This window comes from Bradyrhizobium sp. Cp5.3 (genome assembly GCF_000426265.1).
GTDB lineage: Bacteria > Pseudomonadota > Alphaproteobacteria > Rhizobiales > Xanthobacteraceae > Bradyrhizobium > Bradyrhizobium neotropicale.
Genome location: NZ_AUFA01000001.1, coordinates 574702 through 598863, shown reverse-complemented (window position 1 = coordinate 598863; position 24162 = coordinate 574702). Strand labels below are relative to the sequence as shown.

At 66.7% G+C, this 24162-nt stretch carries 17 protein-coding genes; 4 read left to right on the top strand and 13 right to left on the bottom strand.

What is annotated here, in order from left to right; translation table 11 throughout:
• Positions 1-30: 30 nt before the first annotated feature.
• A complete protein-coding gene (locus K289_RS0102735) occupies positions 31-774 on the top strand; it encodes a metallophosphoesterase (RefSeq protein ID WP_027550065.1) in 744 nt (247 codons plus the stop codon).
• Between the two features lie 61 nt (positions 775-835).
• On the opposite strand, the gene trxA is transcribed toward K289_RS0102735, so the two are convergent.
• The 11 genes from trxA to ubiE all read right to left on the bottom strand — a co-directional run bounded on the left by trxA (position 836) and on the right by ubiE (position 17948).
• Positions 836-1156 (bottom strand): thioredoxin, encoded by a 321-nt coding sequence (gene trxA / locus K289_RS0102730; RefSeq protein WP_027550064.1) that lies wholly within the window; start codon positions 1154-1156, stop codon positions 836-838.
• Positions 1157-1223: 67 nt separating this feature from the next.
• Positions 1224-4733, bottom strand: a complete 3510-nt coding sequence (gene addA / locus K289_RS0102725; RefSeq protein WP_027550063.1) for a double-strand break repair helicase AddA — start codon at positions 4731-4733, stop codon at positions 1224-1226.
• On the bottom strand, positions 4727-7873 hold the full coding sequence (gene addB, locus K289_RS0102720) for a double-strand break repair protein AddB (protein WP_027550062.1): 3147 nt from the start codon (positions 7871-7873) through the stop codon (positions 4727-4729). Before addB ends, addA begins: the two co-directional genes overlap by 7 nt.
• A gap of 235 nt (positions 7874-8108) precedes the next feature.
• Complete coding sequence (locus K289_RS0102715) at positions 8109-8831, bottom strand: nucleotidyltransferase family protein (protein ID WP_027550061.1); 723 nt, start codon at positions 8829-8831, stop codon at positions 8109-8111.
• Positions 8832-8953: 122 nt separating this feature from the next.
• Positions 8954-9271 (bottom strand): PilZ domain-containing protein, encoded by a 318-nt coding sequence (locus K289_RS0102710; RefSeq protein ID WP_027550060.1) that lies wholly within the window; start codon positions 9269-9271, stop codon positions 8954-8956.
• 89 nt (positions 9272-9360) lie between these two features.
• Positions 9361-10884: a tRNA (adenosine(37)-N6)-threonylcarbamoyltransferase complex ATPase subunit type 1 TsaE gene (tsaE, locus tag K289_RS0102705; RefSeq protein WP_027550059.1), complete on the bottom strand. Its 1524-nt coding sequence runs from the start codon at positions 10882-10884 to the stop codon at positions 9361-9363.
• Complete coding sequence (locus K289_RS0102700; RefSeq protein WP_027550058.1) at positions 10881-13385, bottom strand: PAS domain-containing sensor histidine kinase; 2505 nt, start codon at positions 13383-13385, stop codon at positions 10881-10883. The genes tsaE and K289_RS0102700 overlap by 4 nt, the downstream gene beginning before the upstream one ends.
• A gap of 266 nt (positions 13386-13651) precedes the next feature.
• Entirely contained in the window at positions 13652-14110 is a 459-nt protein-coding gene (dut, locus tag K289_RS0102695; RefSeq protein WP_027550057.1) for a dUTP diphosphatase, read from the bottom strand.
• Positions 14107-15558 carry a bifunctional phosphopantothenoylcysteine decarboxylase/phosphopantothenate--cysteine ligase CoaBC gene (coaBC, locus tag K289_RS0102690; RefSeq protein ID WP_027550056.1) on the bottom strand — a complete coding sequence of 484 codons (1452 nt, stop codon included), beginning with the start codon at positions 15556-15558 and terminating at the stop codon, positions 14107-14109. The genes dut and coaBC overlap by 4 nt, the downstream gene beginning before the upstream one ends.
• Before the next feature lie 57 nt (positions 15559-15615).
• Positions 15616-17190, bottom strand: a complete 1575-nt coding sequence (gene ubiB, locus K289_RS0102685; RefSeq protein ID WP_027550055.1) for a 2-polyprenylphenol 6-hydroxylase — start codon at positions 17188-17190, stop codon at positions 15616-15618.
• A complete protein-coding gene (gene ubiE / locus K289_RS0102680) occupies positions 17187-17948 on the bottom strand; it encodes a bifunctional demethylmenaquinone methyltransferase/2-methoxy-6-polyprenyl-1,4-benzoquinol methylase UbiE (RefSeq protein WP_027550054.1) in 762 nt (253 codons plus the stop codon). Before ubiE ends, ubiB begins: the two co-directional genes overlap by 4 nt.
• An 81-nt stretch (positions 17949-18029) precedes the next feature.
• Here ubiE and mutM point away from each other — a divergent pair, with 81 nt between their 5' ends.
• The gene (mutM, locus tag K289_RS0102675; RefSeq protein WP_027550053.1) at positions 18030-18911 is read left to right on the top strand and encodes a bifunctional DNA-formamidopyrimidine glycosylase/DNA-(apurinic or apyrimidinic site) lyase; all 882 of its coding nucleotides are present in this window, start codon (positions 18030-18032) and stop codon (positions 18909-18911) included.
• Positions 18912-19179: 268 nt separating this feature from the next.
• Here mutM and K289_RS0102670 read toward each other — a convergent pair whose 3' ends face one another.
• Positions 19180-19920: a ParA family protein gene (locus K289_RS0102670; RefSeq protein ID WP_027550052.1), complete on the bottom strand. Its 741-nt coding sequence runs from the start codon at positions 19918-19920 to the stop codon at positions 19180-19182.
• Between the two features lie 240 nt (positions 19921-20160).
• Here K289_RS0102670 and ggt point away from each other — a divergent pair, with 240 nt between their 5' ends.
• On the top strand, positions 20161-21840 hold the full coding sequence (ggt, locus tag K289_RS0102665; RefSeq protein ID WP_027550051.1) for a gamma-glutamyltransferase: 1680 nt from the start codon (positions 20161-20163) through the stop codon (positions 21838-21840).
• Here the strand turns inward: ggt and K289_RS0102660 are convergent, their stop codons facing one another.
• Positions 21841-23205: a serine protease gene (locus K289_RS0102660; RefSeq protein ID WP_027550050.1), complete on the bottom strand. Its 1365-nt coding sequence runs from the start codon at positions 23203-23205 to the stop codon at positions 21841-21843.
• 90 nt (positions 23206-23295) lie between these two features.
• Between K289_RS0102660 and K289_RS0102655 the strand changes: the two genes are divergently transcribed.
• Positions 23296-24099 carry a molybdopterin-synthase adenylyltransferase MoeB gene (locus K289_RS0102655; protein WP_027550049.1) on the top strand — a complete coding sequence of 268 codons (804 nt, stop codon included), beginning with the start codon at positions 23296-23298 and terminating at the stop codon, positions 24097-24099.
• Positions 24100-24162 lie beyond the last annotated feature (63 nt).

Genomic DNA, 24162 nt, shown 5'->3' with positions numbered 1-24162 from the left:
CTGCGTCCGGGGCATGAGATAGGAACGACGATGCGTTTCGCCGCGATTGCCGACGTCCATGGAAACTACCTCGCGCTGGAAGCCGTCCTCGCCGACATCCGCGCGCAGGGCATCAAGGACATCGTTGATCTCGGCGACATGTTGAGCGGCCCGCTCGATGCGCGGCGGACCATCGAGATCCTGATGAATCTCGACGCCATCCACGTGCTCGGCAATCACGACCGTTATCTCCTCGACCGGCCGCCGGAGAAGATGGGCTCCTGGGATCGGCCCGCGCATGCGCAGCTCGAGGCCGGACATCTCGACTGGCTGCGCGCGCAGCCGATGACGCGGGTCCTTCACGACCAGGTCTTCCTGTGCCACGCGACGCCGGACAACGATGAGGTCTATTGGCTCGATACCGTGCATTCCGACGGCACGGTGGCGCTATCGCCGCTCGACCGAATCGAACAAATCGCGCAAGGCATCACGCAGTCCCTGATCCTCTGCGCCCACACGCATCTCGCGCGTGCCGTGCGCGTGAGCGACGGCCGGCTGATCGTCAATCCCGGCAGCGTCGGCAGTCCCGGCTATCGCGACAAGCATCCGTTTCCGCATGTCGTCGAGGCCGGCACCCCGCACGCGCGCTACGCGATCCTCGAACGGATTGACGGTGCCTGGCAGGTCACGTTCCGCCACATCGCCTACGATCACGAGGCGATGGCCGCACTCGCACGCAGCAACGGCCAGCCGGAGCTCGCGAACGCGCTGGCGACGGGCTGGATCAAATCCTGACAAGCAAAACGGCCAGCATTTCGCCGGCCGTTGTCGGAAATAATCGTTTTCGCGACGCGGATCAGACCGCGGAGGTGATCCACTGCTGCAGCTTCGCCTTCGGCGCTGCACCGACCTGGCGGGAGGCCATCTCGCCGCCCTTGAAGATCATCAGGGTCGGGATCGACATCACGCCGTACTTCGACGCCGTCTTCGGGCTCTCGTCGACGTTGAGCTTCACGATCTTGACCTTGTCGCCCATCGCGCCGGCGATCTCGTCGAGCGCGGGTGCGATCATGCGGCAGGGGCCGCACCATTCGGCCCAGAAATCGACGACCACGGGGCCGTTCGCCTTGAGCACTTCGGCTTCGAAATCGGCGTCAGAAACCTTGCCAACGGCCATTGGAGTACCTCGTTCGGTTGAAAGAATCGGCGCGACTTGGAATCGCGCCCGGGATCATGTCGTCAACCTATGAACGGGTCCTTGCCGGGTCAAGGATGCTCACGCCGACATGAAGGGATGCCAGCGCCGCGTCCAGCGCGGGGGCTGAAATCTCCATATATTCAAGGGCCTCGGTCCAGAGCAGGACGGCCCGGATCGGCTTTTGGGGATAAAGGCGGGCGAGCACCGCCCGGTACAGCGCAAGCTGCCGGACATAGGCTGCGGGCGCTTCCGCCGCGCTCTTGGGGGCCACCTGGTTGGTCTTGAAATCGACGATCAGGACCTCGCTCAGCGTCACCACCAGCCGGTCGATCTGCCCGGAGACCAGCGCCGGCGGCCGGCCCGGCCGCTCCAGGCGGCCGACGATGGCTACTTCCGCCCGGCTGCCGGCGGCAAAGACCGGCGCAAAGCGCGGCGCGGCGATCAAGGCGAGCACCTTGTCGGCCAGCGCGGCGCGGTCGGCCTCGGCCCAGTCCGCGGCATTGCGCGCCATGAAGCCGAGCGCGGCCTCGCGCCGGCGCTCGGCGGCGATGTCGGGCAACGATTGCAGGAGACGGTGCACCAGCGTGCCGCGCTGCAGCGCCAGGGCGCGGGACTGGACTGATTCGCCGGTCCGCACCGTTCGGCCTTCGTCAGCGCCTTGCCCGGAGGGGCGCACTGGATCCTCGTCGATCAGCTCGCGCGGCGCGGGCGTTCGCAGCCAGTCCGGCAGCTCGATTGTTTGGTCGACAGCGGTCGCGGGCGTCCCAAGCGCCGCAACATCCTCCGGCCGCGCGAATCGCGTGACCGGACCATGCGGCATCTCGACTGTCTGCTTCTCAAGGCCCGAACCCGTGAGCCCGGTGTCGATCAGGTCGTACCAGCTCAGCTTGCGGACCGTCTTCATGTTGCCGGGCATGCAGCCGCCGACGATCAGCCGGTCGGCCGCGCGCGTCATCGCGACATAGAGCAGGCGGCGATACTCGTCCTCGGTCTCTTCGAGCATCGCTTTGCGCGCGTCGACGAGCGGCTTTGGATCGTCCGCCTTGCGACCAGCCCAGACCACCACCTCGCCGCCATTGCCACGCGGCACATGGATCAGCCGCAGCCGCTGCGTGTCCGCGGGCGAGGACGTGGTATCGACCATGAAGACGACCGAGGCCTCCAGGCCCTTGGCGCCATGCACGGTCATCACCCGCACCTCGTCGCGCGAGATCTCCATGTCGCGCTTCACCTCGGTGTCGGCCGAGCGCAGCCAGGCTATGAAGCCCTGCAGCGAGGCCGGCGCCTTGCGCTCATAGTTCAGCGCGAGCTCCAGAAACTCGTCGAGCGCGTCGTTGGCTTCAAAGCCGAGCCGGCGCAGGATCCGCGCGCGTCCGCCGTCACCCCCGAGCAGCCATGCATAGAAGGCGAACGGCGTCTCGTCGCGCGCCCGCGCCTCGCAGGCTTCCAGGCACAGCAAGGCCGCCTTGAACCTGTCATTCGTTGCCGCGTGTTCGCCGAGCGCGCGGCGCAGCGATCCCTTGCGCTCCCAAGCGAGCGTGAAGAGGTCGTCCTCGTCGAGGCCGAACAGCGGGCTTTTCAAGGCCACCGCGAGCGCGAGATCGTCCTGCGGCAGCAGCAACGCATCGGCGAGGTTGATCAAATCGATGATCGCGATGTGCTCGGTGAGCTTGAGCCGGTCGGCGCCGGCGACCGGAATGTTGGCGTGTTTCAGCGCCTGGATCACCGCGTCGAAGGCATTGCCGCGCCGGCGCACCAGGATCAGCATGTCGCCATAGCGCAGCGGCCGCCGTGCGCCTTCGTGCCCCGTCAGCGTGCCGCTCTCCACCAGCCGCCTGATCTCGGCCTGGATGCGGCGGGCGAGCTTCACCTCGGGACTGGTGACGGAGACGCCGTCGAACGGCGCGCGCCAGCCTTCGATGTCCTGCCGGTCGTCGGCCTCCGCGAGGTCCCACAGCTCGATCACGCTCGGGCCGGCATCGGCGAGCGCATTGTGCAGGGGATGGCCGATCTCGATCGCGTGGATGCTCTTGTAGATCTCCGGCTCGCGGAAGACGTGATCGACCGAGTGCAGGATCGTCGCGCCCGAGCGGAACGAATAGGTGAAGGCCACCGGATCGAACTTCAGCCCGGCAGCGGTGAACTTGCGGTGCAGCTCGCGCCGGCGCGCGTCGAATTCGTGCGGTGCGGCGCCCTGGAACGAGAAGATCGACTGCTTCTCGTCGCCGACGGCGAAGATCGTGCGATTGAGCCCCTCGCGCGCACCTTCGCCGGCAGTGAATTCCGAGATGATGTGCGCGACGATGTCCCATTGCCGCGGGCTCGTGTCCTGGGCTTCGTCGATCAACACGTGATCGACGCCGCGGTCGAGCTTGTAATGCACCCAGCCGGAGGTGACGCGGTTCAGCATCGCCAGCGTCTTGTCGATCAGGTCGTCGTAATCGAGCAGCCCGCGCTCCTGCTTCTCGCTGCGGTAGTTCGCGGCAGCAGCCGTCGCAATGTGCAGGAGCGCCTCGGTGCGGTCGCGCACGGTCACGGCGCGGCGCTTCTCGATCAATCCACCCAGGCGTTGCCCCTCGGCCTCGAACAGTCGCGCGACGGACGGATTGTGGTCGGCGAATTTCTTGGTCAGCACCGCCTTGCGCGGCATTTTTTCATCGGTGAGGAAGACGCCGAGATAGGCGTCGACCTGCGCGCTGCCGGAAAACACCTTTGCCTCGCGAAGGCGGCCTGCCTGATCGTTGTCGGATTTGCTGCCGTCCTCCAGCGCAAAGGCGATGTCGTCCCAGCGCGAGCGTGGCAGGAACGGGCCGTCGAGGATCTCGTTCTCGATGTCCTCGATGCGGTCGCCGGCATCGACGCCCAACGCGGCCGCCATCTGCGCCGCCGCGGCCCCGGCGTTGCCGGCCTCGTCCGTCCAGGCCATGAAGTGATCGCGGCTGAGGCAAGCCTCGCGCACGACCTCCTTGAAGGTGACGTCGGCGGCGTTCGCCATCGCGGTCAAAAGCGCGCGGCCGGTCACAGTCTCCGGATCGCGTGCCGCCTCCAGCAGCACTTTCAGGTTGGCGCGCTCCATCATGTCGGTCTGGTCGCGCTCGTCGATGACGGCGAAGCGCGCCGGCACGTTGGCCTCGAACGGGAACTGCTGGAGCAGGCGGGTGCACAGCGCGTGGATGGTCTGCACCTTCAGCCCGCCCGGCGTTTCCAGGGCGCAGGCGAACAGCTTTCGCGCCTCGCGCCGCAGCTTCGCGTTGGGGTACGGAATGCCGGCGGCGCGGATCGCCGCATCGAGCGCGTCATCGTCCAGCGTCACCCAATGCCCGAGCGTGGTGAACACGCGCTCGGCCATGTTGGCGGCCGCGGCCTTGGTGAAGGTGATGCAGAGGATCTTTTCCGGTGGCACGCCCGACAGCAACAGGCGGATCACACGCTGCACCAGCACATGGGTCTTGCCCGAGCCGGCATTGGCCGACACGAAGGCCGAGGCAGTCGGGTCCGACGCGCGAGCCTGCGTGGCGCGCACCGCATCGGGAATGGGACGCGGGGCCTTCACCATTCTTCGATCCCCAATCCGCCGGCCGCCGACCATTCCTTGATCCGGGCGAGATCGTCATAGGCGCCGTAGCGGTTGGTCCACATCGGCAGGTTCAGCGAGGTGTAGGGCTGGTTCTCGTCCTCGAAGGCACGAATGAGCGCCTCCAGCTTGGCCCTGGCCTCCGTGGCCGCGGTGTCCGGCGGCTGCGGCGTGTCGTTTTGCTTGATCTTGAGCTCGAGGATGCGCTCCTCGCCCGGCGGATTGTTGCCGCTGAGGCGGACATAGACGAGCTGGCTCACAGACGTGCCGGCGTCGATGTCGGGGAAGCCGCCCTCGCGCAGGATTGCTGCTTCCAGCGTGAGCTGCGGCGACAGGCCCATGCGCACCTGCTTGCCGGTCGGCGGCTGGCCGGTCTTGTAGTCGAGGATCGCGTAGCCGCCGCCCTGGCGCCGCTCGATGCGATCGGCGCGGGCGGACAGGCGGAAGCTGCGTTCGTTGTCGAGCGGGATCGAGATCTCGCCATGGGTCTCCGCGGTGATCGCCTCGATCGCGTCGCGGCGCGCGGTCTCCCATTCGCCGAACCAGCGCGCGATGCGCTGGAAGCGCGGCCACCACAGCGCCCGTGCCTCGGGGCGCTCCATCAGCGGCGCAAAATACTTCTCGCCGATCGCGCGCAGCACGCGCGCGGGATCGTCAGGCAGACGCGCCGCATAGGTCTCGGTGAACTCGCCCAGCGCATCATGGATCGCCGAGCCGCGGTCGGCGGCCGAGAGCGGCATGTCGACGGGATCGAGCGCGTCGAGCCGCAGAATGTGCCGGGCATAGATCGTGTAGGGATCGCGCAGCCAGTCCTCGATCGCGGTGACCGACAGTTTGAGCGGCCGCGCGGCGCGCGGCGGTCGCGGCTCGGGCTGCTTGATCGGCCTGACCGTCTCGGGCTGGTCCAGCGCGCCCGCGAACTTCACGAATTTCTCGCCGGCTTGCGTCGCGGCTTTCCAATGCGCATCGCCCGCGACCGCTTCCAGCCGGTGCAGGAAGCGCGAGGCCACCGCCGGCGCGCCGCCGGCCTTGGCGGAATGGGTGAGGATGACCTCGTCGGCGCCGAGCAGTTGCGCGAAGTCATGGGCGGAGAGGCCGATGCGCCGCTCCGGCAGATCGAGGCCGAGCTCATGCCGCATCGGCCGGCTCAGCCAGGGATCGATGCGCGGCGCCGGCGGCCAGACGCCCTCGATCAGCCCGCCGACGATGACGCGGTCGGCCTGCATCAGGCGTGATTCCAGCGGGCCGTAGATCTGGAGCCGGGCGCCCGGCTTGTCCGGCCGGCGCACGGCGCGATCGCCGAACGCGGTCTGGAACACGTCCGGATAGTCCGCCAACGGCACCATCAACCCGCTGGTCGTCCCGCCGCGCAGGAGATCGTCGAAGGAAGCTGCGAGCGCGAGGCCCTCACGTTCTTCGAAGGCCAGCGGGATGCCTTGCTCATCGCGCGACAGCTCGATCAGGATCTCGCGATGCCGGTGCGCGAGCTCGGCGAAGTCGTACGGCTTCGACGACGCCAGGCTCTCGATCGGCGCCAGTGCTTTCTGCAAGGCATCGATCAGCGCCTGGATGCGATCGAGATCCTCCGCCTTCAGACGCACACGCGGCTCGGCACGGTGCAGCGCGGAGACTTCGTTGCGCCATAGCTTTGCAAGCTCCTCGCGAAAACGGTTGAATTCGCGCAGCAGGCCGGCCGTGCCCGCGGGCGGGCGCGTGCCGCGCAACACCGCAAGCTCGAGGCCTTCGATGGCCGCTTTCCATGCACCCGGCGCGCGGCCGAGCCGGCACAGCGGATGCTTCAGCAACGCCAGCAGCGTCGGCGGCTCCAATCCTTTTGTCGCCGCCTCGGCAGAGAGGCGCGCAAAGATGCCGGCGGGGGTTTCCATCAGCACGTCGCCGCCGGAATCATCGAAGGCGAGGTCCCATCGCGTGAGCGCGGCCATCACCCGCCGCGCCAGTGCGCGGTCCGGCGTCACCAGCGCCGCGGACTTGTCGAGATGCCGCGCCTCGCGCATCGCGATCGCGATCGCGAGCGCTTCCATCTCGGGGTTGGGCGCCTCGACGATCGAGAGATTTTTCATGCCGCCGGCGATCTTTGCGGCGACGTCGGGCTGCTTCAACCGGTCGTGCCAGATCTCCGTCTTGGCGGATGGCCGCATCGATTCGGATGCGAGAAGATCGCGGCCGCCTTCCGTCGGCGGCTGGAGAATATCGACATCGCTCCGCTTGATGCCAAAACGCTCCAGCAGCGCGTGCATGGCGTATTGCGGATGGTTCGAGGCCGGATGCTCCGCGAACTTGCCCAGCGAATCGCGCACGCCGCCGATGATCCGCCAGGCGTCCTCGTCGAGATCGGTGTCGAGCCCCGGCAGTACCACGGCGCCATGCGGCAGCGAAGCCACCGCATGCAGGAATTTTGCGGTGGCCGGCATCGAGCCGGTCGAGCCGGCCGCGATCACGGGTCCGCTCGGATGCGCGGTCAGCCGTTTCGCTTCCGCCGCGATCAGAAGATCGCGCCGCGCTGCGGGCTCGATCCTGTTGATCTCGGCGAGATGACCGGGCCAGGCGATGCGCGCGATGCGCAGGAACTCGAGCGAGTGCTGCCAGTATTGATCGAGCTGGTCCGGCACCAGGCCATCGAGCGCGCTCCAGTCGACGCCGCGTGTCACCATGTCGTCGATCAGGCGTGCCAGATCGCCCGCAAGCGCAAGCGTCGAGGCGGGACCACCGACCACCAGCGGCGCCAGCACCGGGCCCTTGGCCCAGGCCGCGACGAGGCGCGCCAGCGTCAGCCGCCGTTCGAGCTCGCCGAGCCGTGGCGAAATGTCGAGCGGTGCGGCGGCCGAAAACTGCTCGGCCTCGTCGGCGAAGGCGAGCTCGTCCTCGTCGATGTCGCCGAGCGCGACGATGCGCGGCAGCACCGCCGCATCCGCCGTCATTTCGTCGAGGAAGATCTCGCGGACGACGCGCATGGCGCGCCGGGTCGGTAGGTACAGCGTCGCGTCGGCAAGCCGCGCCGGCTCCTTGCGCGCCTCGAATCCCTCGACCAGCCGGCCGTCGAGCAGGGCCGCGACGACCGTGCGCAGAAAGGGAACTGAGATGGGAACGCTGAATACGCGCATGGGCCGCCTGATTCGGAATCAGGCGCCAATATAGGGAGGCAGGCTCAAATGGTCATGGGCGAGGGAGAGGTCTTCCCCGCTGTTCGCGGCGTGGTGGCTTTCGTGCCGCGGACGCAGACATCGTAGCGTGGGCAAAGGCGCGTTCGCGCCGTGCCCACCATATCCTTCATCCGAACATCAGCCTGAAGGGTGGGCACGCTTCGCTTTGCCCACCCTACGGCGCCTGCGAGCGGGCCTACGCCACGCTCTCCAGAAACGCCTCTTCCGCGGCATGCACCGCGTCGGGCGTGCCGACATGCATCCAGACGCCGTCGAGCCGCAGGCCGAACAGGCGTTCCTGCTCGTTGGCGCGGTCGAACATCCTGGTCAGCGAGAACTCGCCTTTCGGGGCGTCAGCGAAGATCGACGGCGACAGGATCGCCGCGCCCGCATAGACGAACGGAACGACCTCTTTTTCCTTGCGCTTGCGCAGTGCGCCGTCCGGCAGCATCCCGTAGTCGCCGCGGCCGCTGTAGCCAATGCTGGTCGCGGTCGGCGCCATCAGGAGGAGGATGTCCATCCGCGCGGGGTCGAAGTTCTCCGCAAGGCGCGCCAGATTCGAGCGCACGCCGTCGATCCACAGCGTGTCGGAATTGACGTGGAAGAACGGTGCATCGCCGAGCAGAGGCAGCGCCTTGACGACGCCGCCGCCGGTGCCGAGCACCTGGTCGCGCTCATCGGAAATGGTCACGCGCGGATGCTGGCGGTGCGCGACGTGGTTGATGATCTGATCCGGCAGATAGTGCACGTTGACTACCGCCTCGGTCACGCCGGCCTGGCCGAGCTTGTCGAGCACGTGATCGAGCAGCGGTTGTCCGGCCACCGACACCAGGGGCTTCGGCATCTTGTCCGTCAAGGGGCGCATGCGCAGGCCGAACCCCGCGGCAAGCACCATGGCTTTGGTCGGTTTGACGGACATCCTAGCTTCTCAGACCTCCAGATTTCGCGTTCGCAGCAATCCTAGCACGGGCCTTGGCCAGCCGCACCGCATCTCAACCGCCTTAATCGCCTGCCGTGACGGTTGTACGACGGGTGTTGCCATCACGCCCCGACAGATGTGGAACGCGCCTTTTTCTTCCCTTGGCCCAGCTTGAGGAAATTGACGCCGATCTGATCGCCATTGACCCAGGCGAGTTCGCAGCGCCGGTAGGCCAGTCCGGTGGACGACAGCAGCAGGAAGAATTCCTTGAGATGCAGGCCTTCGACGGAGCCGTCGATGGTCAGCTTGGCGCCAGCCGCGGAGACGTCCTCCATGGTGCAGTCGCGCCGCCAGGTGCCGTCGATCCCCATCATGTGGGCCGGGATCCCGCGTTCGAAAACAACCCGGCTGTTCCCGCGCTGATCCGTCTTCGTCGCCATCTGCCCTTGCTCCAGCCCCGTAGTTATCCGGCTGCCTTGCTGCCAGACTACCGGCGTCTTGGCTAACACCCGGTAAATCGGGCTTCTGGTCAGGATTGCGGCGGCGGGACGTTGGCGAGGTACCATTCGCGCAAATGAGCCAGCGCGGGATGCGCCAGCGAGCGCTGGAGGTAGGTCCAGATCCGCGGCTGGTGGCGCAGATAATGCGGCTTGCCGTCGCGGCGGTTGAGCCGGGCAAAGGTGCCGAGCAGCCGCGTATTCCGCTGCGCCGACATGATGGCGTAGAGCTCGGCGAAGCCGGCCGGATCGAACCCCGCGTCCTGCGCGCGACGCTCCTTGATGTAGCGTGACAGCAGCGTCAGCTCGAGGCTCTCGGGCACGTCGATCCGGGCGTCCTGAAGCAGCGACACCACGTCGTAGGACTGCGGTCCAAGCACGGTGTCCTGGAAATCGATCACGCCGACGCGCTCGATGCCGGCGCGATCGGCAAGCCAGATCATGTTGGGCGAATGGAAGTCGCGCAGCACCCAGGTCTTCGGCGCGGCCATCGGCTTCTGCAACAGCTCGCGCCACATCGCGACAAATTCGGCGCGCGCCTCCTCACTCAGCGGAGCGTTGCGGTCGGGCAGATACCATTCCGGCATCAGTCCGATTTCGATCAGCAATGCGTCGGTCTCGAAGACCGGAATGGCGTAGGTCGTATCTGCCGCCAGCGGCAGTGTCTCCGGCAGCACCTTCGCGTGCAGCGCGGCCAGCATGTCGATCCCGGCCTCATAGCGCTCGGGAAGCGGCCGCGGCGGATCGCCTTCGATCACACCTTCGCTGCCAAAATCCTCGGTGATCAGGAATCCGTGGTCGAGATCGCTGTGATGGATCACGGGCGCGGAGATGCCTTCCGCGCGCAGGCCCTCGTCGATGGCGACGAAGGGTTTGACGTTCTCGGCAAGATGCACCGCGGCGCTGTAGGACTTTCCGTTGTAGATCGCGGCCCCATCGGGGCGCTGCGGAAAGTTCATGAGGATGACGACGCCGTCATCACGCATCAGTCGTGCGTACGAGCGGGTCGACGCGTCGCCGTTCATGCGCCGTCGCGTCGCCTCGATATAGCCGGACGCATCGAGGAATTCGCGCAGCGCCTTCAGCCGCGCGACTTGCGCAGCGCCCTTGCCGTAACCGGTGATGTCGGCGGCGCGCGCGGTCGAGTCCAGCGCCGGCCGGTGCGTCAGTGCGATCTCGATGCGGTCCGCAGGCATCGCCGATGGCGCGCGCTCCGGCCATTCGATCAGCACGAGCGTGCCCTCCGGCAGTGGCGACAGCCCGATCTCCTCGAGCTCGTTCTCGTCCTCCACGCGGTAGAGATCGGCATGCAGCACCGGGAACGGCGGCAGCTCGTAGCCCTGCACCAGCGTGAAGGTCGGGCTCGGCACTTCCAGCGCCTCGTCGTCGGCGAGATAGCGGATCATGGCGCGTGCGGCCGCCGTCTTGCCGACGCCGAGATCGCCGGAGAGCGCGATGACGTCACCCGGGCCGACCAGCAGTGCGAGATCGGCCATCAACTGTGCGGTGGCCGTCTCGTTGACGAGCGTGACGGAGAATGTGGTCGGCGCAGTCATTCGGCGGCGTCGCGATGCGCCGCCTGGTCGGTCGGGAAGTCGCAGATCACGACCGTGCCTCTGCCGACGATCGAATCCACCCGCACCTTGCCGCCATGCAGCTCGACGAAGGAGCGCACCAACGAAAGCCCGAGTCCGGCCCCGCGGTGACGCGAGCCCTGCGAGCGGCTTTCGAACCAGTTGAACACCTTGTCCTTCATGTCGGCGGGTATTCCAGGCCCGGAATCTGTCACAGTGAAGACCACACTGCGGTCGGTGCGGCGCGCGCTGATGCCGACGGTGGAATCCTGTGGAGAAAACCCGACCGCGTTGGCGAGGAGGTTATAGAGCACCTGCACCACGCGCTTCTCGTCGCCGACGAAGCTGCCGACATCGGGCGCGATCTCGACCTTGAGGCGGATGCGGTCGGTGGCGAGCCGGTCCTGGATGCCCTCGGCGGCAAGCTCGATGGTCTTGCTGACGTCGACCGGGCCGAGCTCCAGCTTCATGGCGCCGGCGTCGATGGTGGCGAGATCGAGGATGTTGTTGGTCAGCGCCAGCAGCGCATTGGTCGATTTGGTGACGTAGTCGAGATATTCGGCCTGTTTCGGCGTCAGCGGTCCGGTCGAGGGATCGCTGAGGAAATGCGCGAAGCCGATGATGGTGGTGAGCGGCGAGCGCAGCTCGTAGGAGACGTGGTGGACGAAATCCACCTTCATCTGGTCGGCCGCCTCCAGCGCTTCGTTGCGCTCGCGCAGGGCACGCTCGACGTTTTCGGTGTCGGTGATGTCCTGGAACGTCAGCATGGTGGCGCCGTCGGGCAGCGGCCGGATCATGCCGTCGAGGACGCTGCCGTCCTTGCGTTCCAGCTTCAGCGGCACGTCGCCGCGGTTCTCGATCGAGGTGATGGCCTCGCGGATCTGCCGCCAGACCATGGGATCGTCGAATAGCTGATGGCACCAGCCTTCCACGGTCTGGATGTGCGGCTCCTCGCGCAGCGCGTCGCTCGACAGCTTCCACATCCGGGCAAAGGCCGGGTTGAACAGCTGTGCCTTGCCGTTGCTGCCGAACACCGCAACGCCCTCAGCTAGGCTGTCCAGCGTCTCGCGCTGGACGCGGATCAGGCCGTCGAAGCGGCGGGCGAGGTCGAGGCTTTCGGTGACGTCGTCGAACAGATAGGTGACGCCGCCTTCCGGGTTCGGCGTGGTGACGACCGAGAGCGCGCGCCCGTCGGGCAGGAACCAGGTGTCCTTGGCGGTCTCGACCGCGCGATAGGCCTCGTGCAACTTGGCCTTCCAGGCGCGGAAGTCCGGTTGCTCCTGCAGCTTGCGTGTGGCGCGGAGCTGGTCGAGCACGCTGGAATCGTCGGGATTGGAATCGAGGAACGTGCGGTCGAGGTCCCACAGCCGCCGGTAGGAATCGTTGTAGAAGGCGAGCCGCCGCTGGCCATCGAACACCGCAACCCCTGAGGAGAGCTGATCGAGCGTGCGGCGATGCGCTTCCGCCATCCGGACCAGCGCCGAGCTCAGCGCATCCGCTTCGCTGGCATCGATCGCCACGCCGACACTGCCGCCGCCGACCTTGACGGCGCGCACGTCATAGATGCGGCGCTCGCCGCCGATCACGATCGGCAGCCGCGAGGTGAAGTTGGCAGCGTCCTTCAGGCCGCGCTCCATCGCGGTGCGGTCGGCGCTGTCGAGCAGCTCGAGCTTGCGCTGCTGGGCGTCGGTGATGCCTGTCGCCTCGGTCGCGCGCACATAGGCCGGATTGGCATAGGCCAGCGCGCCGTTCTCGGCCTTGGCCCAGATCGGCCACGGCGCTGCGGCGGCAAAGCCGCGCAGCATCTCGGTCTCGTCGAGCAGCGCCTTGTGGCGCAGGCTGGTCTCGGCCAGTTCGCGACGCAGGCCCGAGAGCTCGCGAATCCTGACAATGGCCTGGCCGCCGATGGCGCGGCCGATGGCCTCCAGCGTGTGGCCGGTGGCGGTGGTCAGCGTGAGCTGGAAGCCGTCGCCATGGTCGCGCAATGCGTCGACCGCATGGTCCATCCTCAGCGCCGGTTCCGGCGGAAGCCATGTTCCGAAAGCGAGCACGCGCTGTGGTGAGGAGTCGCGCGGCAGCACCATGGAGATGTCGCCGGAGATCTGCGCGCGGTTGTCGCCGGCCGGCCAGGAGATCAGGATCTGCGGCTCGGCGAACAGCAACGCACCGAAGCGGTCGGCCTGGAGCTGCAGTTCCCCGATCCGCGCGCGCAGCCGCGCCTCGCTCTTCGCCGTGCGCACGCGCGTGCGCATCAACAGGATCGCCGCCATGACCGAGAAGCCGAGCAGGGCCAGCGCGGTGGTCAGCACCGCGATTTCCTGCCGGTTGAAGTCCAGCAATGTGGAGAGGGTGTCGACGAGGTCGGCGGCCTGAGCCGGCGCAGCCGGCAGCAACGCCGCCAGCGCACTTCCCATCAGGCCGTTGCGCGCCAGCGATGTGCACGACAGCAGCGTCCGACGCATCGACACGATCACGCCTGACATAATTGCCCCAAGACCGCACGAATTTACGCGCGACGACTTTCCCCCGCCGCACGCGAATCAAACGACAATATCCCCATCGTGACTCGACCGGTAAGAGTCCAGATCGTGAACGTAAAGGCGGCCCCACAAAAATGCCGGCCGGCTTGTTCCAGCCCAGGTAAATCTGCGGTGATTCGGCAGAAATTGCCGTGCGTTAGCTTGTCGTGCGGATTGCTTGCCACGATGAAGGCGCTCTCCCTCTCCCGCGAGCGGGAGAGGTAAGGGAACTAGCGGCCGGTCGAGCCGAAGCCGCCGGCGCCGCGATCCGTGGACGACAGCGTGGCCACGGGAACCAGCGCGGCCTGCACCACGGGCGCGATCACCATCTGCGCGATACGCTCGCCGCGCTTGATCACGAAGGGCGCTTCGCCATGGTTGATCAGGATCACCTTGATCTCGCCGCGATAGTCCGCGTCGATGGTTCCCGGCGAGTTCAGCACGGTGACGCCATGCTTGGCGGCGAGTCCGGAGCGCGGCCGTACCTGGGCCTCGTATCCTGCGGGCAGTGCAATCGCGAGACCCGTCGGCACCAGCGCATGCTTGCCGGGCGCGAGCGTCAGAGGCTGAGCTTCCGGAACCGCGGCCATCAGATCGAGGCCGGCGGCTTCAGCGGTCTGATAGGCGGGCAGCGGCAGGCCCTCGGCATGGCCCAAGCGTTGCAGTTCGACGGTGACCTTCGTGCTCAAGATGCTGGCTCCAGGGATTTGTCGGTCACGCTTTTTACGACATGCGCGATCAGTTCGGTGGCGACCTGTTCCTTGGTCATCACCGGCCAGGAATCAACTGCGATCTCGCCATCCTTCTCTCCGTTCTTGCGGCTGATGAGATGGACGGTGTTGCGATCGCCGCCCATCACGCCGGTTGCCGGCGAGACGTCGTTGGCGACGATCCAGTCGCAGCCCTTGCGGGCAAGCTTGGACTTGGCGTTGTCGATGAGATGCTCGGTCTCGGCGGCGAAGCCGATCACCAGCGGCGGGCGCTTGTCCGTCAGCTTCGAGATCGTGGCGAGGATGTCGGGATTCTCGACGAGCTGCAGCGGCGGCATGCCGGCGGACGTCTTCTTCAGCTTCTGCTCGCCTTCGTTTGCGACGCGCCAGTCGGCAACCGCGGCAGCGAAGATCGCGATGTCGACGGGAAGCGAGGACTGGACGTGCTCCAGCATCTGCCGTGCTGATTCGACATGCTTGACGGTGACGCCGTTGGGATCGTCGAGATCGACCGGGCCGCTCACGAGGATCACCTCGGCGCCGGCGGCCTGCGCTGCCGCGGCAATGGCGAAGCCCTGCTTGCCGGAGGAGCGGTTGGCAATGTAGCGGACCGGATCGATCGGCTCGTGCGTCGGACCAGCGGTGATCAGCACGCGCTTGCCGGCAAGCGGGCGCGGCACCGGGGGGCGCAGCAGGCGCTCGGCGGCCGCCGCGATCTCGACCGCCTCCGACATCCGGCCGACGCCGGCTTCGCCGGCTTCCGCCATCTCGCCGGCATTGGGGCCGATCAGCGCCACGCCGTCGCGCTGGAGCTGCGCGACGTTGCGCCGCGTCGAGGCGTTGTTCCACATCAGCGGATTCATCGCCGGCGCAAGCAGGATCTTGCGGTTGGTGGCGAGCAGGATGGCGCTGGCAAGATCGTCGGCATGGCCGTGAGCCATCTTGGCCATCAGGTCGGCGGTTGCCGGCGCCACCACGATCAGATCGCAGTCGCGCGCCAGGCGGATATGGCCGGCATCGAATTCGCTCTGGGGGTCGAACAGGTCGGTGTAGACGCGCTCATGCGAGAGCGCGCTCACCGCCAGTGGCGTGACGAATTGCTGCGCCGCCTTGGTCAGCACGCAGCGGACCTCGATGCGGCGCTCCTTGAGCCGGCGGATCAGGTCGAGGGATTTGTAGGCCGCGATCCCGCCGCCGATGATCAGGGTGACGCTGGCCTCGGGAAGGGCGCCGGTGCGTTGGGATGCGGAGGCTGGAGCGACATCGGGCGGCGCCGCCAATGGCGTCAGCGGCTCCTCGCGTCCCTCGATCAGCTCGCGCAGGATGACCCGGACCTCTTCCTCGACCGATCGGCGGTTCTTGGCCGAGCGCAGGCGCAGATAGGTTTTGACGTTCTCGTCGAGCTTGCGGATGGTCAAGCTTGCCATGACGCCCTCCAGCATCGGAATGATAGCGATGCTATCATCCGTGTGATTGCAGTGCAATCATAGATTCCGGACGGCGATCAGGATGCCGATGAAGGTCGCGGCGATGATCCAGAGCGCCACAGTGCGCCAGCGGTTCTTGCGGCCCTCGCTGCGGCCCATTGCCGCGATGCTCTCCGGCGACAGCCGAAGGCCCTCCCGCGTCATGGTCTCGAGCTGCTCCAGCACCTTGACCGAGCGTGCCGCGATGTCGGGCAGGTTCATCAGCACGCGGGCGATGTCGCCGGTCCCCGCGAGCGCGCCCTGCACCCGGCCGAGCGGGCCGAGATTGCGCTCGATCCATTCGCGCACCACGGGGTCGGCGATCCTCCAGATGTCGAGCTTGGGATCGAAGTTACGCGCCACGCCCTCGACCACGACCATGGTCTTCTGCAGCAGGATCAGCTCGGGGCGCGTCGTCATGTCGAACAGGCCGGTGACCTCGAGCAGCAGCGTGAGCAGCCGCGCCATCGAGATTTCCTCGGCCGTGCGGTTGTGGATCGGCTCGCCGATGGCGCGGATCGCCTGCGCGAAATTCTCCACCGAGTGATGCGCGGGCACATAGCCCGCCTCGAAATGCACCTCCGCGACGCGGCGATAGTCGCGGGTGATGAAGCCGAGCAGGATCTCGGCGAGGAAACGCCGCTCCTTCATCCCCAGCCGGCCCATGATGCCGAAATCGACCGCGACGAGGCGTCCCGTATCGTCCAGGAACAAATTGCCCGGATGCATGTCGGCATGGAAGAAGCCGTCGCGCAGCGCGTGCCGCAAGAAGCTCTGGATGACCTTGCGGCCGAGATCGGGCAGGTCGACCTGCGCCTCCCGCAAGCGGACGTGATCGTTCAGCGCGATGCCGTCGATCCACTCCATCGTCAGCACGTTGTGCGTGGTGCGGTCCCAATCGACGGTCGGTACGCGGAAGTCGGGATCGTCCTGCGTGTTCTCCGCCATCTCGGACAGCGCGGCCGCTTCCAGCCGCAGATCCATCTCCATCGCGACCGAGCGCGACATGGTATTGATGACCTCGACGAGGCGCAGGCGCCGCGCCTCGGCCGAGTAGGTCTCGGCCTTGTGCGCGACGAAGAAGAAATCGGAGAGGTCGCGACGGAAGCGCGAGGCCACGTTCGGCCGCAGCACCTTGATTGCGACCGGCTTGCGGATGCCGTCGCGCAGCACCTCACCGCGGTGCACCTGCGCGATCGAGGCGGCCGCGACGGGGGGGCCGAAGCTCACGAACACGTCCTTGAGCGGACGCTCCAGCGACGTTGAGATCGCGGTTTCAGCTTCTTCCTGCGGAAATGGCGGCAGGCGGTCCTGCAGGCTTTCGAGGTCGCGCGCCATGATGACGCCGACGACATCGGGGCGCGTTGCCAGGAATTGCCCGAGCTTGAGATAGGCCGGCCCCATCCGGGTCAGCGCGCGCGACAGCCGCGGTCCGTGCTTGGGGCCACGGCGCTCGACAATCCGCGCAAGCTTCAGCGCGAGCTGGCCGGGCGGCGGCACCAGGCTGGGGTCGACGGAGCCGAACACGCCCTCGCGCGCGAACACGAATGCAGCGCGCATCAGGCGCGCAATGTGGGGAATCGCAGAGATCACAAACGCCAGCCCGAATGCAGTGCGACGATGCCGCCGGACAGTGTCTGCCAGCTGACGCGGGCGAAGCCGGCATCGCGGATCATGTCGGCGAAGACGTTGGGCTTCGGAAACTTGCGGATCGATTCGACGAGATATTGATAGGACTCGGCGTCGCCCGTCACCATCCGTCCGAGCGGCGGAATGACCTTGAACGAGAACAGGTCGTAGATGCGGTCGAGCCCGGGCATCTCGACGGTCGAGAATTCCAGGCACAGGAAGCGGCTGCCGGGTCTCAGCACGCGATAGGCCTCGCGCAGCGCGAGATCGATCCGCGGCACGTTGCGAATGCCGAACGCGATCGTATATGCATCAAAACTGCGATCGCCAAAGGCCAGCGCTTCGGCATTGCCTTCGACGAAGTCGACCTGGGTTTCCAGGTGCCGCTTGGCGGCGCGCTCGCGCCCTACTGCCAGCATGTCAGCGTTGATGTCACACACGGTGGCGTGGAAGCCGGGCCCGGCCGCCTTGGCGGCGCGGAAGGAAATGTCGCCGGTGCCGCCCGCGACGTCGAGCAGCGCGAACGGCCGGTCGCTCCTGGGCGGATCGAGCGTGTTGATCATGATGTCTTTCCAGACCCGGTGCAGGCCGCCCGACATCAGGTCGTTCATCAGGTCGTAACGCGAGGCGACGCTGTGAAACACGTCGTTCACCAGCGTCTGCTTGTCCCCCAAGGGGACGTCCCTGAAGCCAAAATGCGTGGTATCGCCCGGCCGATCCATTACTCTACTCCGCGAGGCGGACCATAGCGCGGCCGCCGCAATGGCGCTATCACACTGCCCTCATAAGGTGAATGCCTGACCATGCCTGAATTGCCCGAAGTTGAGACCGTCCGCCGCGGCCTCCAGCCCGTCATGGAGGGCGCCAAAATCATCAAGGCCGAGGCTCGCCGGGCCGACTTACGTTTCCCCTTTCAGCCGGACTTCGTGGCCCGGCTCCGGGGCCAGGTCGTCACGGGGCTCGGCCGCCGCGCAAAATATCTCATGGCGGATCTCGCCTCCGGCGACGTGCTCTTGATGCATCTGGGCATGTCGGGCTCATTTCGTGTCATCAAGCCGGACAACGACGTGCAGCCTGGCGAGTTTCACTATCCACGCGGCAAGGACTCGACGCACGACCACGTGCTGTTTCGGATGTCCTCGGGCGCCGACATCGTGTTCAACGATCCGCGCCGCTTCGGTTACATGAAAGTGATTGCGCGCAACGCGCTCGACGAGGAGCCGCTGCTGCGCGGACTCGGCCCCGAGCCGCTCGGCAATGAATTCGACGCGGCGATGCTGGCAAGGTCCTGCGCCGGCAAGACCACCAGCCTGAAGGCCGCGCTACTCGACCAGCGTGTGGTGGCGGGGCTTGGCAACATCTATGTGTGCGAGGCGCTGCATCGCTCGCATCTGTCGCCGCGGCGGATCGCGGCCACGCTCGCGACCAAGAGGGGCGAGCCGACCGATCACGCCAAGCGGTTGGTGGGTGCGATCCACACGGTGCTGAATGACGCGATCAAGGCCGGCGGCTCGTCGCTGCGCGACCATCGCCAGACCTCGGGCGAGCTCGGCTATTTCCAGCACTCGTTCAAGGTCTACGACCGCGAAGGCGAGACCTGCAAGACGCCGGGCTGCGGCGGCACCGTGAAACGCTTCACCCAGAACGGCCGGTCGACCTTCTGGTGCCCGAAATGTCAGAAATGAGGATCAAGCTCTCGGCCGAGAGGCCGTGAGTCTCCGCGAGGGCGACGAGCCCACCACGCGCGTCATTGCGAGCGCAGCGAAGCAATCCAGAATCTTTCCGCGGCGATAGTCTGGATTGCTTCGCTGCGCTCGCAATGACGGGATGGATGGAGCCTCCGAGAAACGAAGCGTAGCAATCCGGCAGGGCTGGTGGCCGGATTGCTCCTTTGCTTGGGCTCGTCGACCGGATGGGGAAGAGCGCGCTTGGCGCCTGAAGCGATCGCTCCGCTCAGGACGCCAGTGTGGTCTCGTCAGACGCACGCTCGGCGGCGACGTGCAAGATTCCGTCCGCTGCCGAGATGACCTGATCGATGAGAAGATTGGTCGTGGTCGAGAGGTCGAGCCGCGTCGCGATCCAGCGCCAGAGGCCGCGGATCTCCTCGGCTGACTTGCCGCTCGGCGCGAATTCGCTGACGGCAAGGCCGGCTGCGAGCGAATCCTGGTGGTCGTTGCGCATCACGATCAGCGGGCGCGCGAGCACCTCGGTGAGATCGAGCGCCGCCTCCTCGGCAAGCGCGTCGGCCGCATTGTCGATGCGCTGGCCTCGGATCGGCGTCTGGTTCAGCACGAAGCCGTAGGGCCGTTTCCAGGCGCGCGCGACGCTCAGCGTCGAGAGGGTCGCCTCGATGTCGGCGACGCTCGGGCGCGCCGGGATCAGGCAGAGATCTGAATGGCGGATCGCGGCGGTGGTTGCGGCGCTGAGGCCCGCCGCGGTGTCGACGATCGCAAGCTGGAGGCCGCTGTCGGCCAGCATCTTCAGACGCGGTTCGATATTGGCGGCGTGATAGATCGGCTCGACGACGGGGTCCTTATCGCTGCGGCGGCGCTGCCAGCTGGACAGGGTGCCCTGCGGGTCGGTCTCGATCAGGCGGACGGTGAAGCCGGCCTGCCTGGCTGCCAGCGCGAGGCCGATGGCAAGCGTGCTCTTGCCGCTGCCACCCTTTTGGGTGGCCAGTACGATCGTATGCATGGAAGGTGAATCCTTTGGATTGCTGGGTCTTGGGAAACGCCACGCGAACGTGCATCGCTTCTCGATGCTGAGCTCTTCTTGCTCAGGACCTGCCCGGCCCGATCCAAAGGGGATCGCGGATGTCCGAATCAACGGTAAGGATGATGGCAGAACAGGGAATGCCAGCTAATCCGTACCAATACTGGACCCGTAGTCGCGCGTATGATGTCGTCGCCGTCGCGAACAAGAGGGACGAGCAGCATGAGCAGGAATTGGCGGGACCTGACGGCAACCACCTTTGAATGCCAGAAAATGCCGGCGCTTTCGAGCCGCGGCATGGTTGTCAGCAACCATCCGCTGGCCTCCAGCGCCGGCGCCGAGATGCTCGCCGCCGGCGGCAACGCCGTCGACGCCGCGATCGCAACGCTGTTCACGCTGACCGTGGTCGAGCCGATGATGGTCGGGATCATCGGCGGCGGCATGGCCCATATTCGCCTGGCTGACGGCAGCCATCGCTTCATCGACGGCCAGAGCACGGTTCCCTCGGCGGTGCGGGAGGACACGTACACGTCCAAGCCGGGATCGGCGCATGATGTGTTCGATACCGTCGGCAACGAAAATCTCAACGGCCCGAAGGCGGTTGCGGTGCCGGGCTCGCTGAAGGCCTGGTGCGAGACGTTGCGCCGGTTCGGCACCATGCCGCTCGCCGATGTCATGCAGCCCGCGATCAAGCACGCCGCGCGCGGCTATGCGGCGACCCCGTACCTGCACGAATGCATCAGCGAGAGCGCCGCCGAGATGCGCAAGGACAAGCCGATCGCGGCGATCTACCTGCCGAACGGTGAGCCGCTGAAGGTCGGCGAGCGCGTGGTGCAGGCCGAATATGCCGAGACGCTGCGCACCATCGCCGACCAAGGTGAGAAAGCGCTCTACGAGGGGCCGCTCGGCGAGATCCTCGTCGATTACATGGAGAAGACCGGCGGTTTCATCCGCCGCACCGATCTCACAGGCTACAAGACCGTCGAGCGGCAGCCGATCCGCGCCGACTATCGCGGCTGGACCATTTTGGGTCCGCCGCCGCCGGCGGCCTCCGGCGTGCATATCGCTGAGATGCTGAACATCCTGGAAGGCTACGATATCGCAAGCCTCGGCTTCGGGACGCCCGAGACCATTCATTACCTCGCCGAAGTCCTGAAGATCGCCTTCGCCGATCGCGCGGCGGCCAGCGGCGACCCTGACTATGTCGGCGTGCCCGTTGAGCGGCTGACGTCGAAGGCCTATGCCGAAGAGCGCCGCCGCGCCATCGATCCGGGGCGGGCGCAGGCCTGGGGCGCCGGCGTGTCGCAGCTCGAGGGCGCACACACCACGCATATGACGGCAGCGGACTCCTTCGGCAACGTGGTCGCGACCACGCAGACCATCAACAATCTCTTCGGCGCCAAGATACTGATCCCGGGGCTGGGCGCCATCGCCAACAATTACATGAACCTGTTCGATCCGCGTCCCGGCCACGCGCTGTCGCTGGCGCCCGGCAAGCGGGTCACCACCTCGATGTCGCCGATGATGGCGCTGAATGGCGGCAAGCTCCGCTATGCGCTCGGCCTGCCCGGCGGCAAGCGCATCTTCCCGAGCGCAATGCAGGCGCTGGTCAATCTGATCGACCACGGCATGAGCTTGCAGGAGGCGGTCGAAGCGCCGCGGGTCTGGACCGAGGGCAATGCGCTCGAGGTCGAGCAGGCCGTGCCGGAGAGCGTGCGTACCAAGCTCGCGAGCATGGGCCACAAGATCGACGCCGTCTCGACGGTGGCCGGCGGCATGAACGGCATCGCCTTCGAGGATGACGGCACCATGACCGGCGCCGCATGCTGGCGCGCCGACGGCACGCCGGTCGGCATTTCGGGCGGCCTCGCGCGTAGTGGTGTCAGGTTCAGGTTGGACTGATCAGGACTTCCGCACGCAGATCACGCGCACGACGGCGGCTTTCGCATCCGTCGATGTGCCATTCGCTGGAACGCCGTTCGCCTTCAGGAAATCGCGCACCGTCGCCGCGGAGACCATCACCGCCTGTGACGCCGGCACAGACGTCGCAGGTCCCGCGACCATCGCCGGCTTCAACAAGGCGACGCCGGCGAACTTGCCCTCGCCGTCGATGGCTGGGCCACCGGAGAACCCGACGGCGGGCGGCGGCGACAGCGCGGAATCGCTGCTCGTGACCGGCGCCAGCGCGGCCTTGAGACTCGAGACGCCGGCGGCACCGCCCTGGTTCTGCGGATCCGCGATGCCGATCAATTCAACGCTGGTCTTCGCCGCGCCGCTTGCGAGGCTGAGCGGCTTCAGGCCGCGCGCGCCGTAGATGTGCAGCAGCGCGAGATCGTGTTCCTTGTCCTCGGCGAGACGGTCGGCGTTGCCGTGGCCGCCGATCGTGATCGCAAGGCAGCTATCGGTAACCAGGCGATCGGTGACGATCGCGCCATCGTCGCTGACGACGATGCCGGTGCCGTATTCGACCGTCTTGCGCGGCGGCGGTCCAGCCATCTGACCGGACGGAAACGCATTGAACGCGCTCGACATCGCGATCACGACCGGCTCGACGGTGTTCTCCATGGCCTGGTCGTAGAGGATCGTCATGATGCGGACCTCATCGCCCTTGAGTGTGCCGCGCACGTAAAATTTCTTCAGCCCCTGAAGTCCGGAGAGAACGAAGAAGTCGGGCTTCACCACGGTGTAGTCGACTTTGCGCCCGGCCGGCTCCTTCTTCTCCATCTCGGCGAGCTTTGCGGTGGTCGGGCTCGCTTCCTTGCGGCGGCCGAGCAGCACCTGCACCGTGCCGGTCGGCGAGGTCCATTTCGAGCCGTTGGCATCGGTCACCTGCTGCGGCACCAGCTTGCCGGGAATGCCGAGCCGGGCGCCGCTGGTCGGCTCCATCACGATCTTCCAGCCGACGCTCTCCTGCTTGCGGCGTGCGGTCTCCGCGAGCGCAGCGCGCTCCTGCGGATTGAGCACGCCGGATGGCTTGCCGCCCTTGGCCTTCTGGTACTCCTTGATCGCATTGACCATGCGCTCGCTGACGTCGCCGGTGATGGCGCCGTTATACTCGCCGACCCAGGCGAGGTCGGACTGCAGCGACAGCCGTTCCGCTTGCCCCATGGCGTCCGCCGTCTCGGACGGCGTCTGCAATGCGGGGGGGCGGATCGGCACGGTCTGGACCGTCTTCGGCTTGGTGCCGGTGACCTGCGGCGTCGTCATCTGGGCGTTCGCGCCTGCGGCAGCCGCGAACATCAGTGTTGCCGCAAGCATCGATCTCATGACAAATCCAGCCAGCCCATTGAACGTGCTGCCATTGAAGCACATCTCGTTGGTCGCGAACAATCTTTGGGTGGTTCAGGAGTAGAGAAGGTGCTGAGCCCGGACGAACTCGAACGCTATGCCCGCCATATCGTGCTGCGCGATGTCGGCGGGCCGGGCCAGGCTGCGCTGAAGCGCGCGTCGGTGCTGGTGATCGGCGCCGGCGGGCTTGGCGCGCCGGCCCTGATGTATCTTGCCGCCGCCGGCGTCGGCACGCTCGGCGTGGTCGACGACGACGTGGTGTCGCTGTCCAATCTGCAGCGCCAGGTCATCCATACGACGCCCGATATCGGCCGCCACAAGGTCGAGAGCGCCGCCGAACGGATTTCGGCGCTCAATCCGCATGTGCGCTTCGTCGGCCATGCGACGTGGCTCAACGCCGACAACGCGCTCAGCCTGATCGGCGACTATGACCTCGTGCTCGACGGCTCCGACAATTTCTCGACCCGCTATCTGGTCTCGGACGCCTGCTTCTTCGCACAGAAGCCTTTGATCACCGCGGCGCTCGGCACATTCGATGGCTCGCTGACGACCATTCGCGCGCATGAGAAGAACGAGCAGGGCGAATTCAATCCGACCTATCGCTGCCTGTTTCCGGAGGCGCCGCCGCCCGGTACGGTGCCGGCCTGCGCCGAGGCCGGTGTGATGGGCGCGCTTGCCGGCGTGCTGGGCTCGATGATGGCGCTGGAGGCCATCCGCGAGATCGTCGGCTTCGGCGACGGCCTGGTCGGCCGCCTCCTGATGATCGATGCGCGCGCGATGCGCTTCGAGACGCTGCGCTATGCGCGCGATCCGGCCAATCCGCTCAATGGCGATGGGCCGGTCATGAGCGACCTGAGCGCCCATCGCACCTGATTGCGCTCCGTTACCTCGTCGCCGGCTTCTCGCTGTCCAGATGCGCCATCTGCTCGGCCGCGT